This is a genomic window from Massilia sp. Dwa41.01b (assembly GCF_014171775.1).
Taxonomy (GTDB): Bacteria; Pseudomonadota; Gammaproteobacteria; order Burkholderiales; family Burkholderiaceae_D; genus Telluria.
The window spans coordinates 4,714,652-4,728,645 of record NZ_CP050454.1 but is presented as its reverse complement, the minus strand read 5'-3'; the positions used below and the strand labels follow the sequence as shown (position 1 = coordinate 4,728,645).

The following is a 13,994-nucleotide window of genomic DNA, read 5'->3' as shown; positions in this document are numbered from 1 at the left end:
GGGTGTCGACCCAGGGCATCTGCGGTCCCAGCATCATGCCCAGGACGATGACGGCGAAGATGACCAGGCAGGCGACCAGCCCGGCGGCGAAACGGCCGGCCAGGTAATCGTGCTTCTTCATCGGGGTGGCGAACAGCATGTCGGAAATGCCGACTTCGCTGTCGCGCAGCACGGTGCCGGCCATGAAGATGGTGACGACGAACATCGACATCAGGCTGAAGACGCCGAGCAGCTGGGCGACGACGAGCGGCGCGTTGCGGTTGACGTTGCCGATGGCGCCGCCAACGGTGACGGCATCGGTGGTCGTGGCGGCAAAGGCGAGCGCGCCGAAGATCAGCGCGCATACCCAGAGCAGGGGCTGGCGCAGCTGGGTGCCCAGTTCGAAGCTGAAGAATTCTTTCAACATGCCGGCTCCTTAGACGACGGCCGCTTGCGCATCGCTTGCCGCGGCGGCGACCTTCGCGCCCCCGCCGCTGGCATTGCGGATCTGCAGGAAGTAGACGTCTTCCAGGTCCGGCTCGACACTGGTGAAACCGTCGTCCGGCTGCGACTCGGCATACACGTTGATCTGCGGCCGCCCCGCCACCAGGCGGGTCGACAGCACGTTGAAGCGCTGCTGGTATTCGGCCAGGGCTTCCTGGCTGACGGTGCGGCGCCAGACGCGGTTCTTCAGCGTGTCGATGGCAGCCTGCGGTTCGCCCTGCAGCAGCACGGTGCCCTTGGCGATCATCGCCATGCGCGGGCACAGGTCGGTAACGTCCTCGACGATGTGGGTCGAGAGGATGACGACGACCTGCTCGCCGATCTTGGCCAGCAGGTTGAGGAAGCGGTTGCGCTCGTCCGGGTCGAGGCCGGCGGTCGGCTCGTCGACGATCACCAGGCGCGGCGCGCCCAGCAATGCCTGGGCGATGCCGAAGCGCTGGCGCATGCCGCCGGAATAGGTGCCGAGGGCGCGCTTGCGCGCATCCCACAGGTTGGTCTGGTGCAGCAGCGCTTCCACGGCTTCCTTGCGCTCGCCCTTGGCAGTCAAGCCCTTGAGGACGGCGAAGTGGTTCAGCAGCTTTTCGGCGCTGACCTTCGGGTAGACGCCGAAGTCCTGGGGCAGGTAGCCGAGCTGGCGCAGCAGCGCTTCCTTGTTCTGCAGGACGTCGAGCCCGTTGAAATGGATGCTGCCGCTGTCGGGTTCCTGCAGCGTCGCAATGGTGCGCATCAGCGAGGACTTGCCGGCGCCGTTGGGCCCGAGGAGACCGAACATCCCGTTCGGGATCTCCAGGCTGACATTGTTGATGGCCTTGACGCCATTGGCATAGGTCTTGTTGAGCTGCTTGATCGATAGCATCGGTGTTCTCCAGGAGTGTGGACGGCTTGCCCTTTTGTTTTATGGAAGCGGGCGGCGGGAATTATTTCCTCCCTGACAATCTACAGTTAATGAAAAGCAATGTCAGCATTTTGTGACAGACTGCGCGAAATCGGGAGTGGAAGGCGGATTCCCGGGAATATGCATGCGGCATCGCAGGAGGCGATGCCAATCGGTAGGGGCGGCCTGGCGCTGCCTGCGAGGCCACGCTCGGACGGCCTGGCCGAAGTGGGGTCCCGTGCACTGGGGCGGCAGGGCGTGCGGCGTTAGCGCCGGTAGGACTCGCAGCCGATTCCGTCGTGGTCGCGGTCCAGGTGGCGTGCGTACCCGGGCTCGCCAAACCGGACAGGGGCGGCGCCGGCCGCGCGCGCTTGCGCACAGTTCGCAAATGGGCGTCCTGCGCGCGGCTCGGCCGGTGGGGCGGGCGTTTGCGGCGCGGCCCGGGAAGCATCGGTGTATAAACGGGGGATGGGCGGCGGCCGGGAGGTGCCGCGGTGACAATGGTAGTCGCCGGTCTTGTGGTTGGTGTGGCAACCGTGGGCGTTCAGGCCCCCGCCATGCGCGAAAGCCGCGCCGGGCAGGCTCAAGCCCATGCATACAACAAGCAGGTGCAGGCGCGGTGTCGCAGCAGCCGGCGCTCCCGGCAAGCCGCCAGCATATCCGTGTTTGTCCGGCATTGAATCCCCATGAGCAGGCCTGACGATATGCAGGCATGCAGGGAGTATAACGCCTGTTGTGCAATAGTTATTTCTTTTGTGCATCAAAGAGCATGCAGCGTCGCTTGCGCGTGTCAGGCGCGCTGTGCCGGCTGGTCGCGCCTGCGCAGGCGTCCGGGCGGAGGCAGGCCATGGGTGCGGAAGTGGCGCCGCAGCGATTCCGCGGACCCCAGGCCGGCGAGGTCGGCCACCGCGTCGATGGCCAGTGCCGGCCGCGTCTCCAGCAGGCGCGCGGCCAGGCCGATGCGTTCCCGCACCAGCCAGGCCAGCGGCGCCAGGCCGGTCGACTCTTGAAGCGGCGCTGGAAGGTGCGCGTTCCCATGCGTGCCTGCCCGGCCATCGAGGCCACCGTGTGGCCGGCGCGGATGTTTTCGCGTACCCAGTCCATCAGCGGTGCGATCGCGTTGGCGTCTTCGGCGGGCAGGGGGCGCTTTACCAGTTGCCGCTGGTCGCCGTCGCGGTGCGCCGGAATCACCAGCCGCTGCGCCACCCCGTTGGCGATGGCGGCGCCGAAGTCGCTGCGCACCACGTGTAGCAGCATGTCGAGGCCCGCCGCCGAGCCGACCGAGGTCACCACGCGGCCGTCCTCGACGTACAGGGCACCGGGATCGATGCGCACTTGCGGGAACTCCCTGCCGAGACGTTCCAGGTAGCGCCAGTGCGTGGTCGCCCTGCGCCCATCGAGCAGGCCGGCGTGGGCCAGGACGAAAGCGCCGGAGCAGATCGCGCAGATGCGCGCGCCGCGTGCGTGCGCCGCCTGCAGGGCCGCGACCAGCGGCGCCGGCGGCGCTTCGGCGGCATCGCGCCAGCCCGGCACGACGATCGTGTCGGCGTCGGCAAGCGCTTCCAGGCCATGCGGCGCCTGCACCGTCAGGCCGCCCATGGCGCGCAGCGGGCCCGCCTCGGCGGCGCAGACGGCGTGGCTGTACCAGGCGACGCCGAGCTCGGGGCGCGGCAGTGCGAACAGTTCGATGGCGCACCCGAATTCGAAGGTGCACAGGCCGTCGTAGGCCAGGATGGCGACGTGGTGGGGCATGGCGCAATGTTACCAATTTCTGTCATGGATCGATCTGCCGGCCTGGCCGCGGGCAGGGCACACTGGCTGCTCACTTCACAGGAGAAACCGATGAGCTCTTCCGTCAGCGCCGTTCCCGCCGCATCCGCCGACCGCGCCGCCTGCCACTTCGGCACGGCGCTCGAATTCGAGACCGATTGCGCCGACGTGTTCGGCGCGATGTCGAGCGCCCAGCAGGATTTCGTCCTGCTCGATGTCCGCAGCCCCGAACTGTTCGCGCAAGGTCACGTGCCCGGTGCGATCAACCTGCCGCAGCGAAAAATCGTCGACGTCAAACTGCGCGATTATCCGGACGCGACGCTGTTCGTCGTCTACTGCGCGGGACCGCACTGCAACGGCGCCCACCGCGGCGCCTACCGGCTGGCGAAGCTGGGGCGGCCGGTCAAGCTGATGGTGGGCGGCGTCACCGGCTGGGTCGACGAGGGTTTCGCGCTTGCCCGCGCGGATACCGCGTGAGGCGCTGTCCCTACAGGCAACGCGGCCGGATCTCGTCGCGCAGCAGGCGTGCCTGCGCTTCGACCATCGGCAGGTTCGGGTCGTGGCCCGCGCGCGGCACCACCACCAGCTTTTTGACTGGCGCCTGGAGGGCATCGAAATAGCGCTGCGTGACGGCGGCCGTGGTCAACAGGTCCTCGCTGCCCTGCACCAGGTAGACCGGCAGGCTGAAGTCCGGGCCCAGGCGGTACAGGTCGATCGTTGCCGCCATGCCGTCATTGCGCATGCCGACGAACTGCAGGAAGGAGTAATCTTCGCCGGCTTCGTAGTCGGCCTGGGCCTGGGCTGTCGCATGGATCGCGCCCGGTTCGCTCCAGCTACGCGGCATCGGGTCGGTGCGCATCGCCTCGTACTTGCGCATGGCCTTGCGTTCGATGCCGAAGGAACGGGGATTGGTCCAGGGCGGCGGGCCCAGCGCTTCGATCCTGGCCGCCGTCTCGGTATCGCCGGCGGCGCGTGCCAGTGCGATCAGCCTGGCATGGCCATCGACGTTTTCGCGCTGCGCCACCACCTGCGCCGTGCCGAGGTAGGCGCAGAACTGCCCGGGGCTGGCCTTGGCCATGTGCACGGCCAGCACCGAGCCCCAGGAACTGCCCATCAGGATCAATTTGCGCTTGCCCAGGCGCGCAGCGACGTGGCGCGCCACCGCCAGCCCGTCGTCACGCAAGCCTTCCACGGTGAGTGTTTCGTCGTCGGCCGGCTTGTTGCGGCCATAGGTCATGCCGGCGCCGCGCTGGTCCCAGTGCACGACCGTGAAATCCTTTTCCCAGGCGCGGTAGGGCCCCTTGTCGTAGATGCTGAGCGGATTGCCGGGGCCGCCGTGCGCCACCAGGATGACCGGATTGGCACAGCTGTCGCCCTGCATCGTGATCCACTGCTCGATGCCGTTGATGCGGACGAAGCCCTGTTCATCCACGCGCTGTCGGGCGCTGGCGCAGGCCGGGGCGGTCTCGGCCGCGGCGCAGGCGAAGGGGAGCGCCAGCAGGGCGCCTGCAAACAAGCTCGACAGGGTTTTCATCGGTCTCCGGTCATTGTCGTTATTGTTGACTGACAATCATCTATCGGCTGCCATGGGCCGTCAACAAGGATCGGATATGCATCGGCAGGGCAGGCATTGCTGTTGTGCCAGGATTACAATGCCGGGATCGACTCCATCGAGGACTTGCCATGCCCCGCTTCTTTCCGCGCCTGCTTCTTGCTGTCTGCCTTTTCATGGGCGGCCTTGCCCACGCCGCGCAACCGGCCACCGTGCGCGTCGATTACGCCCACAGCGGCAATGCCCTCGGCGACAGCTATGCGCTGGAACAGGTCGCGATCGAGCCGCTGCCCTGGCCAGGCGACACCACGCGCAGCCTGGACAACACGAACCGCGGCCAGAACCGGGTCGAAGTGGCCGATGCGAAGACGGGCGACCTGCTCTATTCGCGCGATTTTTCCACCATCTTCGGCGAGTGGCGCACGACCGACGAGGCCAATAAAATCAGCCGCAGCTTCCAGGAATCGGTGCGCTTTCCCAAGCCCGACCGCCCGGTGCGCGTGCGCATTCTCAAGCGCGACGAGCGCAATGCGTTTTCGGTGGCCTGGAGTATCGAGATCGATACCGATGCGCCGGATGTGGTGAGGAAGCAGCCGGCGGTAGTGGCGAAGCCGATTCCCGTGCACGTCAGCGGACCGTCGCCGCAGAAAGTCGACCTGCTGATCCTCGGCGACGGCTACACCGCCAGGGAAATGGCGAAGTTCGAGGCGGATGCGCGCCGCCTGGCGAAGCACCTGTTCTCGGTCTCGCCCTTCAAGGAGCGCGCCAACGACTTCAACGTCTGGGCGCTGGCCGTGCCGACCGAAGCGTCGGGCGTGTCGCGCCCCTCGACGGGCGTGCACCATGCCTCAAACCTGGGCACCCGCTACGACATTTTTGGCAGCGAACGCTATGTGCTGGCGCTGGACAACCGGGCGCTACGCAACATCGCCCAGCACGCGCCCTACGAATTCATCGAAATCCTGGTCAACAACGAAACCTATGGCGGCGGCGGCATCTTCGGCCAGTTCAGCACGGCCGCCGCCGGCAATGCCTGGGCCAACTATTTGTTCGTGCACGAGTTCGGCCACCACTTTGCCGGCCTGGCCGACGAGTACTACACCTCGCCCGTGGCCTATGCCGCCAGCAGCACGCGCATGGAACCCTGGGAGCCGAACGTGACGGCGCTGCGCGACCCGGCCCAGCTGAAGTGGAAGCGCCACGTGCAGGCCGGGACGCCCCTGCCGACGCCGTGGCCGAAAGCCCAGTACGAGGAGCGCTCGCGGGCCTACCAGAAACGGCGCGCCGCGCTGCGCGAACAGAACCGGCCCGAAAGCGAGATGGATGCGCTGTTCCGCGAAGACCTGGCCGCCACCCGCGCCCTGTTCGACCGGCAGCCCCATCGCCATGCCATCGGCGCCTTCGAAGGCGCGAACTACGAAGCCAGCGGCTACTACCGCCCGGCGATGCAATGCATCATGTTCGATCGCAGCGAGGCATTCTGCCCGGTCTGCGCGGACGGGATCCTCGACATCATCGACCTGTACGCCGGTCCAGCCAAACGCTGACCGTAGGCAATTGATGCAATCTTTGTAACTTGATGTAACGCAACGAGTGTTTGTGTGGTGACGAACAGACCCACCTCACCCCGCGGCCTATTCTGGACCTGTACTTAACAAAAAGTTAAACACAGCATGCGGACACGGTTCCGCAGCCCACCATAGACCGAAAGGACAGACATCATGAACAAACTGCTCGCCACCCTGATCGCCGCCTTCCTCGCCACCGGCGCCTGCGCGCAAACCCAGACCACCGTCACCCAGGCCACCACCACCCCGGCCGCCAGCGAAGCCGTCGTGAAAGCCGAAGCCCGTGCGGAAAAGGATGTCGCCAAGGCCGAAGCGAAGGAAATGAAGACCGCCTCCAAGGCCGATGAGAAGGCCGCCAAGGCCGTCGCCGACGCCCAGGAAAAGAAAGCCAGGGCCCATGCGAAAGCCGTCAAGGCCCACGCCAACGCCGCCGAGAAGGTGACCAGGGCCGATCCGGAAGACCGCGCCAAGGCAATGGCCAAGGCCGAGGAAAAAGTGTCGGAAGCGAACCTGAAGGCCGAGAAGGAAATGATCAAGGCTGACGAGAAATCGCTGAAGACCCAGGTCGATGCCGCCGCCGACAAGGCGCAGGCCGCCGCCAGGACCGAGCAGGTCCGCGCCGAAGCCACCGCCGACGTGCACAAGGCTGCGGCCAGGAAGTAATCGGGTCCTGCCACAAAAATGTGCCGGCGCGAGCCGGCATTTTTTTGGGGAGGTGGATCGCTCAGGCGGCTGCGGCCCTGCGCTCCCAGGCCGCCCCGTCGACGCCCTTGAGCAGGAGCCACAGGCAGAACGCGCTCTCGCCGACGAGTGCGGGCAACAGGATGAAAGGGAACAGCAGCGCTTGCAGGGCTGGCGAGAGGATCATGCTGAAGCTGTTGATGAGATAGCCTGCCCCCGCGAGCTGCATCAGCACGCCGATCCACTTCGGAAAGAACCCTGACTTGCGGATCAGGTGCCCGGCGATCAGGCATTCGATGCCGAAGAAGATCAGGGCCAGGCCGAAGGCATGGGCGTGCGCGACGATGGACTGGTAGGCCGTCAGGTACAGCAGTTGCGGGTCGACGGCTTTCAGGTAAGCGGCATCGGACAGGGGCGTGAGCACCGCGTGCAGGTGCAGCGCGCTGATGCTCTCGACGGCGAGGGACACCAAGGCGAAGCAGACCAGCAGGCGCGCCAGGTTCCTGTCGACCGGGCGCAGCAGCAGGTAGCAGGTGAAAGTGAGCCCGACGGCGCAGATCAGCAGCAGATCCTGGGCCGCGATGCCCAGGCGCCAGAGCGACGGCGTCGCCAGGATATGCTGCGCCGTCGCGGCCGGATCGCCCGTCACGACAAGCGTCCCGCGGATCACTGTTTCACCGAACAGGCCGATGACGATGATGAGCAGGTACAAGATTCCGGCGAAGCGGGCCCAGGCCTGGATCGGCATCTGGTGCGGCAGGGGGCGGGAGTTCGGCATGGAGTGATCCGGTTCGGGATGCCGCGTCAATTGGGCGCAGCGCCAGCACGCAGGGACTGCTCGCCGGGGCCCCTGAAGTAGGTCGCGATCACGTAGCGCCACGGGAGGGCGAGCGGGATCAGGACAACCAGGCCGACAGCGAACAAATTTTCCGCCATCGCCGGCGACAGCGGTCCCGCGCGCAGTGCCGGCACCCCGACGACAAGCAGCCAGAGCGCTTTCCACAGCAGTTCCCACAACAGCACCGGCAGCATCCGCAGCGGATAACGCACGCCCAGCGCGCACAGCACGCCAAAGGCGGCCAGCATGCAGTTCACGAAGCCCTGCATCAGCTCCCAGGGTTGCTCGTGGCGGATGACGCCGGGCCAGACGACGATGCCGAGGCCGACGGCGATCAGGAGATACAGGGCGCGGAGCAGGTTCAGGCGCAAGGATGAAACGGCGGGCATGGCGGACTCCTTTGAAAGGACTTGCAGGGGGGCGTGCTCGAGGGGCTTATCCGACGTCTTTCAGCAGTTTTTCGACCGACGCCATGCGCGTCTGCATGTCCAGCAGCGATGCCTGGATGGCACCCAGCGCCGCGGCCGTTTCTGCCTGGGCGGCGGCCGCGCTTTCGGCGGCGAGGCGATAACTGTTTTCGCTGGCGATGCGGGCTTTGGCTTGCTGCACCGAAGCGTAGGCGCGCATGCCAAACACGAGGATGACGGTGCCGAAGGCGATGGCGAGCGTGAGCAGGTACACATGTTCTTTCATGGCGGTCTCTAGTCGTTGATGTTGTTGGTCAGGGATTGGGCAGCCGCGGCGATCCGGGCGGGCGTCAATGCGAGGTCGAAGGGATTTACTTCAAAAAAATTCAAGGCTTTGCCCTCGGGCGAGAGTTCCAGCTGGCTCACGACCAGGCCGGCCTCCTGCAGTTTTTGCAGGTGCAGGTGCAGGAGCGGGCGGCTCATGCCGAGTTCGCGCGCCAGCTGGCTCACGTAGTTGCGCCCGCCCGCCTGCAGCGCCGCGATGATGCGCAGCCGGTGCGGATTGGACAGGGCCGCCAGCACGGCCAGCAAGGCATCGCCATCCAGTTTGTCCAGTTGTTGTTTCATGTGTAAACAATATCTGACATGTGAAAGCGTGTCGAGTCTATTTTATGGATGAGTGCTTCGTGTCCGGCTGTGCGTAGGTACAACCGCGTGGAGTCCCGACTCCACGCGGAATGGAACCGGTGCGTGCCGCGCAGTTCGTAGGGTGGGCGCCCCGAGCCCACGCGGTATCGATCCGGTGCGTGCCGCGCAGTCGGCAATAACCATGGATTGGCAGTGCAAAAAAATGCCGGCACAAGGCCGGCATTCATTCACTGCGCGTTACGCCACCAATCACTCCCCCGTCGAGCGCATCGCCAGGTCGGTTGCCTTCAGCTTCTGCGACAGCGGCTTGCCCTTGCGCGCGCGCTTGCCGAAGTGCGGTTCCAGCCCGGATGCGTACAGCTCCACCGTGCGCGGCTTGGAGCCGGCCCAGGTGCCGATGACGTTCACGCCTTTCTGGCTGATCGGCTGGGCAGCAATCAGCTGCTCCTTCGGATCGAGTTCCATCAGCGTCACGCCGCGGCCGCCATTGGTCAGTACCTTCATCTCGTCGATGCCGAACACGAGCACGCGGCCATTGCCGGAGAGGCAGGCGATCGCGCCAGCACTGTCGAGCACCACGCGCGGCGGCAGCGGCAGGGCGCCGTCGTCGAGCGTGATGAAGGATTTACCGCCCTTCAGGCGGCTGGCCATGTCGCCCGCCTTCGAGATGAAACCGAAGCCATTGGACGTCGCCAGCAGCAGGCGCGTGTCGGCGGAACCGGCAAAATAATGCAGGATCCGGACGCCGCCCGACAAGTCGACCAGGGTCGTGATCGGCACGCCGTCGCCGCGCGCACCCGGCAGGGCGGCCACCGGCACCGAATAGGTCTTGCCGTTGTCGCCGATACCGACCAGCGAATCGACCGTGCGGCATTCGAAGGAAGAAAGCAGCGAGTCGCCGGCCTTGAAGGTGAACTGCGCCGGGTCGTGGCCAATGCCGGTACGGGCGCGTACCCAGCCTTTTTCCGACACGATGACCGTCACCGGTTCGTCGATGATCTTCTGCTCGGCCACGGCCTTTTGCGCTTCTTCGATCAGCGTGCGGCGGGCGTCGCCGAACTGTTTCGCGTCCGCCTCGATCTCGCGGATGATGGTGCGCTTCATGGTCGACGGATTGGCCAGGATGTCTTCCAGCTTTTCCTTCTCGCCGCGCAGCTGCGACAGCTCTTGCTCGATCTTGATCGCTTCCAGGCGTGCCAGCTGGCGCAGGCGGATTTCCAGGATGTCCTCGGCCTGGATCGCGGACAGGCGGAACTCCTCCATCAGCGCCGCCTTCGGCTCGTCCGCATTGCGGATGATGGCGATCACCTTGTCGATGTTCAGAAGGACGATCTCGCGGCCTTCCAGGATGTGGATGCGGTCGTTGACCTTGTCCAGCCTGAATTCGGTGCGGCGGCGGACGGTGGTGAAGCGGTAGTCGATCCATTCCTGGATGATCTCGGCCAGGCCCTTCTGGCGCGGACGACCGTCGCCGCCGATCATCACCAGGTTGATCGGCGTCGAGGTCTCGAGCGAGGTATGTGCCAATAGCAGCAGCATGAATTCGTTCTGGTCGAGGTTCTTCGACTTCGGCTCGAACACCAGGCGCACGGCGGCTTCGCGGCCGGACTCGTCGCGCATCGTGTCGAGCGCGTTCAGGATGGTCTGCTTGAGCGCGATCTGTTCCGGCGTGAGCGTCTTCTTGCCGAGCTTGACCTTCGGGTTCGTCAGCTCTTCGATTTCCTGCTGCACGCGCGCAGCCGAGGTGCCCGGCGGCAGTTCGGTGACGACCGCCTGCCATTGGCCACGTGCGAGCTCTTCGATCTTCCAGCGCGCGCGCACCTTCAGCGAACCGCGGCCGCTGGCGTACATGTCGGCGATCGTTGACGCCGGCGTGATGATCTGGCCGCCGCCGGGGAAGTCCGGGCCCGGCATCAGGGTGATCAGTTCGGCGTTCGCGATCTTCGGGTTGCGGATCATGGCGACGGCCGCCTCGGCCACTTCGCGCAGGTTGTGCGAAGGGATCTCGGTCGCCATGCCCACCGCGATACCGGAGGCGCCGTTGAGCAGCACCATCGGCAGGCGTGCCGGCAGCGTGCGCGGCTCGTTGGTGGAACCGTCGTAGTTGGGCTGGAAGTCGACCGTGCCCATGTCGATTTCATCGAGCAGCAGGCGCGAAATCGGCGTCAGGCGCGCTTCCGTGTAGCGCATTGCCGCAGCGCCGTCGCCGTCGCGCGAGCCGAAGTTGCCCTGGCCGTCGATCAGCGGGTAGCGCAGCGAAAAGTCTTGGGCCATGCGCACGAGGGCGTCATAGACCGACTGGTCGCCGTGCGGGTGCAGTTTGCCGAGCACATCGCCGACCACGGCCGCCGATTTGCGCGGTTTCGCAGTGGGCCCCAGGCCGAGTTCGTTCATCGCGTACAGGATGCGGCGCTGTACCGGCTTCTGGCCGTCGGCGACGTCCGGCAGGGCGCGTCCTTTCACCACCGAGACCGCGTAGTCGAGATAGGCGCGCTCGGCGAAGGTCGACAGGGTCAGCGTTTCGATGTCGTCGGCCGGCTCGGCGGCTTGTTCGAAGAGGTTTGCTTGGGTAGTCATAGTTCAGTTTGTTCGTTCGTTCGCGGCTCGCGGAGGCGTTTCGATTTTTTGATGTTGTACCGCGTGGGCATGAATGCCCACCCTACCAAACCGTAGGGTGGGCACCGTCATTGAAGCCCCCGGCTTCAATGACCCCACGCGGTTTTTTCGTACGGTGGAACCCGCACACCGCATCAAATATCCGCTTCCGTCTCGTTCCCGTGTTCCTCGATCCACGCGCGGCGGGCGGCGGCTTCGCCTTTGCCCATCAACATGTTGAAGCGCGCGCTCGATTCGCCGTGGTCGAAACCGTTCAGGGCCACCGGCAGCAGGCGGCGCGTGTCCGGGTTCATGGTCGTTTCCCAGAGCTGTTCGGCATTCATCTCGCCCAGGCCCTTGAAACGGGAAATGCTCCAGCTGCCTTCCTTCAGGCCATCCTTTTTGAGCTTGTCCTCGATCGCCAGCAATTCGCCGTCGTCCAGGGCATACAGCTTCTGCAGCGGCTTCTTGCCGCGTGCCGGCACGTCGACGCGGTACAGCGGCGGACGCGCCACGCAGATGTGGCCGTGGCGGAACAGGGCAGGGAAATGTTTAAAGAACAAAGTGAGCAGCAGCACCTGAATATGGGAGCCGTCGACGTCGGCGTCCGACAGGATGCAGATCTTGCCGTAGCGCAGACCGGACAAATCCGGCGAATCGCCGTGCGAGTGCGGGTCGACACCGATCGCCACCGAAATGTCGTGGATTTCGTTGTTGGCGAACAGGCGGTCGCGGTCGGTTTCCCAGGTGTTCAGGACCTTGCCGCGCAGCGGCAGGATCGCCTGGTATTCCTTGTCGCGGCCCATCTTTGCGGAACCGCCCGCCGAGTCGCCCTCGACCAGGAACAGTTCGTTGCGGGTGAGGTCGGTCGATTCGCAATCGGTGAGTTTACCCGGCAACACCGCCACGCCCGAGGACTTCTTCTTCTCGACCTTTTGCAGCGAACGCATGCGCGACTGCGCCTGCTTGATGACGAGGTCGGCCAGTTTCTTGCCGTATTCGACGTGCTGGTTCAGCCACAGTTCGAGCGGCGGTTTCGTGAACGTCGAGACCAGTTTCACGGCGTCGCGCGAATTCAGGCGTTCCTTGGTCTGGCCCTGGAACTGCGGATCCAGCACCTTCGCCGACAGCACGAAGGAGACGCGTGCGAACACGTCTTCCGGCAGCAGCTTGACGCCTTTCGGCAGCAGGCCATGCAGTTCGACAAAGCCCTTCACGGCGCCAAACAAGCCGTCGCGCAGGCCGGACTCGTGCGAGCCGCCGCTGGGCGTCGGGATCAGGTTGACGTAGGACTCGCGCACGACGCCGCCTTCCTCGTTCCAGGCCACGACCCAGGCCGCGCCTTCGCCTTCGGCAAAGCTTTCGTCGCCAGCCGCCGCATAACCTTCGCCCTCGAACAGCGGGATCACGGTCTGGCCGCTCGAGGATTGCGCCATCGCTTCGGTGAGGTAGCCGCGCAGGCCTTCGTCGTAGCGCCAGGTCTGGACGTCGCCGGTTTTCGCGTTCGTCAGCGTGACGGTGACGCCCGGCAGCAGCACGGCTTTCGAGCGCAGCAGGCGCTGCAGGTCGCCCATCGGGATGTTCGGCGAATCGAAATATTTGCCGTCGGGCCAGGCGGTGACGCGGGTGCCGTTCTTCTTGCCGCCGCGTTCGAACGGTGCGGAGGTCAATGGTTCGATCACGTCGCCATCGGCGAAGACCAGGCGGTGCACGCCGTTGTCTTCGTGCTTGCGCCAGACGGTGATTTCCAGGCGCTTCGACAGCGCATTGGTGACCGAGACGCCGACGCCGTGCAGGCCGCCCGAGAAGGCATAGGCGCCGCCCGAGCCCTTGTCGAACTTGCCGCCGGCGTGCAGGCGCGTGAAGACGATCTCGACCGTGGAGACGCCTTCTTCGGGGTGCAGGCCGACCGGAATGCCGCGGCCATCGTCCTCGACGGTGATGGAACCGTCGACATTGAGGGTCACGCCGATGTTCTTGCAGTAGCCGCCGAGCGCCTCGTCGGAGGCGTTGTCGATCACTTCCTGGATGATGTGCAGCGGGTTCTCGGTCCGGGTGTACATGCCCGGGCGCTGCTTCACGGGCTCGAGTCCCTTGAGGACGCGGATGGATGATTCGCTGTAGTCGGGTGCGGGTTTCTTGGTTGCCATGCTGGTCAGGTTTTGTTCGAAAGCCTGCGCATTCTATCTTGTCGGAAGGAAAAAGCAGGAGTGTTGCGGGCGATTGTCCTTGTCAGCGCATACAAACGTGCGTAGATTGATACGCAGCTTGCTAAGTCAAGGGACTCGGAAACCTTCGCGCGAGGGACCTTGGCCAAAACATATACTGTACATCCATACAGTAGATAAGGCAAGAATCGCCGGCCTTCGCAGACGGGAGTACAACAACTCCGGTCCTGGCTGCCGGCATTGGGTCGACATCATGCACGCACGGAAAATAGCGATCGCGATACGTCTGCTCGGACTTGGGGACTGCGACCGTGCGCGCATGCGCACGCTGCTGGCTGCGGCGCCCCACACCGGCCCCGTCTATTGTTGCCTGCATGAGGACAGCCTGCAAGAACCGGATCTCGTCATCG

13 protein-coding genes and 1 pseudogene are annotated in these 13,994 nt (G+C 65.2%); 4 read left to right on the top strand and 10 right to left on the bottom strand.

Annotated elements, in window-relative coordinates:
* Nucleotides 1–137 precede the first annotated feature (137 nt).
* Nucleotides 138–419 carry a hypothetical protein gene (locus G4G28_RS28645; protein ID WP_229425255.1) on the top strand — a complete coding sequence of 94 codons (282 nt, stop codon included), beginning with the start codon at nt 138–140 and terminating at the stop codon, nt 417–419.
* Here G4G28_RS28645 and G4G28_RS21740 read toward each other — a convergent pair.
* From G4G28_RS21740 to ftrA, 3 genes and pseudogenes are all read right to left on the bottom strand, one after another.
* Nucleotides 416–1,339 carry an ABC transporter ATP-binding protein gene (locus G4G28_RS21740; RefSeq protein ID WP_182989897.1) on the bottom strand — a complete coding sequence of 308 codons (924 nt, stop codon included), beginning with the start codon at nt 1,337–1,339 and terminating at the stop codon, nt 416–418. The genes G4G28_RS28645 and G4G28_RS21740 overlap by 4 nt on opposite strands.
* A gap of 284 nt (nt 1,340–1,623) precedes the next feature.
* Nucleotides 1,624–1,950 (bottom strand): excalibur calcium-binding domain-containing protein, encoded by a 327-nt coding sequence (locus G4G28_RS21735; protein ID WP_183108503.1) that lies wholly within the window; start codon nt 1,948–1,950, stop codon nt 1,624–1,626.
* A gap of 197 nt (nt 1,951–2,147) precedes the next feature.
* Nucleotides 2,148–3,109, bottom strand: a pseudogene (gene ftrA, locus G4G28_RS21730) (transcriptional regulator FtrA).
* Between the two features lie 90 nt (nt 3,110–3,199).
* Between ftrA and G4G28_RS21725 the strand changes: the two are divergent.
* On the top strand, nt 3,200–3,604 hold the full coding sequence (locus G4G28_RS21725; protein WP_229507770.1) for a rhodanese-like domain-containing protein: 405 nt from the start codon (nt 3,200–3,202) through the stop codon (nt 3,602–3,604).
* 10 nt (nt 3,605–3,614) lie between these two features.
* Here G4G28_RS21725 and G4G28_RS21720 read toward each other — a convergent pair whose 3' ends face one another.
* Nucleotides 3,615–4,661, bottom strand: coding sequence for an alpha/beta fold hydrolase (locus G4G28_RS21720; RefSeq protein WP_182989894.1), 1,047 nt, complete (start codon nt 4,659–4,661; stop codon nt 3,615–3,617).
* Between the two features lie 149 nt (nt 4,662–4,810).
* On the opposite strand from G4G28_RS21720, the gene G4G28_RS21715 reads away from it, so the two are divergent.
* Together G4G28_RS21715 and G4G28_RS21710 are read left to right on the top strand one after the other, a co-directional pair.
* Nucleotides 4,811–6,226, top strand: a complete 1,416-nt coding sequence (locus G4G28_RS21715) for an IgA Peptidase M64 (protein WP_182989893.1) — start codon at nt 4,811–4,813, stop codon at nt 6,224–6,226.
* 174 nt (nt 6,227–6,400) lie between these two features.
* A complete protein-coding gene (locus tag G4G28_RS21710; protein ID WP_182989892.1) occupies nt 6,401–6,910 on the top strand; it encodes a hypothetical protein in 510 nt (169 codons plus the stop codon).
* A 61-nt stretch (nt 6,911–6,971) separates the two neighbouring features.
* Here the strand turns inward: G4G28_RS21710 and G4G28_RS21705 are convergent, their stop codons facing one another.
* The 6 genes from G4G28_RS21705 to G4G28_RS21680 form a co-directional block, all read right to left on the bottom strand.
* Nucleotides 6,972–7,706 (bottom strand): DUF4386 domain-containing protein, encoded by a 735-nt coding sequence (locus tag G4G28_RS21705; protein ID WP_229425253.1) that lies wholly within the window; start codon nt 7,704–7,706, stop codon nt 6,972–6,974.
* Nucleotides 7,707–7,732: 26 nt separating this feature from the next.
* A complete protein-coding gene (locus tag G4G28_RS21700; RefSeq protein ID WP_182989891.1) occupies nt 7,733–8,155 on the bottom strand; it encodes a hypothetical protein in 423 nt (140 codons plus the stop codon).
* A gap of 46 nt (nt 8,156–8,201) precedes the next feature.
* A complete protein-coding gene (locus G4G28_RS21695; RefSeq protein ID WP_202033696.1) occupies nt 8,202–8,447 on the bottom strand; it encodes a hypothetical protein in 246 nt (81 codons plus the stop codon).
* Between the two features lie 20 nt (nt 8,448–8,467).
* Nucleotides 8,468–8,800 carry a winged helix-turn-helix domain-containing protein gene (locus G4G28_RS21690; protein WP_182989889.1) on the bottom strand — a complete coding sequence of 111 codons (333 nt, stop codon included), beginning with the start codon at nt 8,798–8,800 and terminating at the stop codon, nt 8,468–8,470.
* Between the two features lie 270 nt (nt 8,801–9,070).
* Nucleotides 9,071–11,398, bottom strand: a complete 2,328-nt coding sequence (gene parC, locus G4G28_RS21685; RefSeq protein WP_182989888.1) for a DNA topoisomerase IV subunit A — start codon at nt 11,396–11,398, stop codon at nt 9,071–9,073.
* Between the two features lie 173 nt (nt 11,399–11,571).
* Entirely contained in the window at nt 11,572–13,566 is a 1,995-nt protein-coding gene (locus tag G4G28_RS21680; RefSeq protein WP_182989887.1) for a DNA topoisomerase IV subunit B, read from the bottom strand.
* Nucleotides 13,567–13,994: the final 428 nt, after the last annotated feature.

Excerpts from the sequence above, each read along its gene's own strand:
- G4G28_RS28645 (WP_229425255.1), top strand. The coding sequence starts at position 138 with ATGTCGGAAATGCCGACTTCGCTGTCGCGCAGCACGGTGCCGGCCATG.
- G4G28_RS21740 (WP_182989897.1), bottom strand. The coding sequence starts at position 1,339 with ATGCTATCGATCAAGCAGCTCAACAAGACCTATGCCAATGGCGTCAAG.
- G4G28_RS21735 (WP_183108503.1), bottom strand. The coding sequence starts at position 1,950 with ATGGGCTTGAGCCTGCCCGGCGCGGCTTTCGCGCATGGCGGGGGCCTG.
- G4G28_RS21725 (WP_229507770.1), top strand. The coding sequence starts at position 3,200 with ATGAGCTCTTCCGTCAGCGCCGTTCCCGCCGCATCCGCCGACCGCGCC.
- G4G28_RS21720 (WP_182989894.1), bottom strand. The coding sequence starts at position 4,661 with ATGAAAACCCTGTCGAGCTTGTTTGCAGGCGCCCTGCTGGCGCTCCCC.
- G4G28_RS21715 (WP_182989893.1), top strand. The coding sequence starts at position 4,811 with ATGCCCCGCTTCTTTCCGCGCCTGCTTCTTGCTGTCTGCCTTTTCATG.
- G4G28_RS21710 (WP_182989892.1), top strand. The coding sequence starts at position 6,401 with ATGAACAAACTGCTCGCCACCCTGATCGCCGCCTTCCTCGCCACCGGC.
- G4G28_RS21705 (WP_229425253.1), bottom strand. The coding sequence starts at position 7,706 with ATGCCGAACTCCCGCCCCCTGCCGCACCAGATGCCGATCCAGGCCTGG.
- G4G28_RS21700 (WP_182989891.1), bottom strand. The coding sequence starts at position 8,155 with ATGCCCGCCGTTTCATCCTTGCGCCTGAACCTGCTCCGCGCCCTGTAT.
- G4G28_RS21690 (WP_182989889.1), bottom strand. The coding sequence starts at position 8,800 with ATGAAACAACAACTGGACAAACTGGATGGCGATGCCTTGCTGGCCGTG.
- parC (WP_182989888.1), bottom strand. The coding sequence starts at position 11,398 with ATGACTACCCAAGCAAACCTCTTCGAACAAGCCGCCGAGCCGGCCGAC.
- G4G28_RS21680 (WP_182989887.1), bottom strand. The coding sequence starts at position 13,566 with ATGGCAACCAAGAAACCCGCACCCGACTACAGCGAATCATCCATCCGC.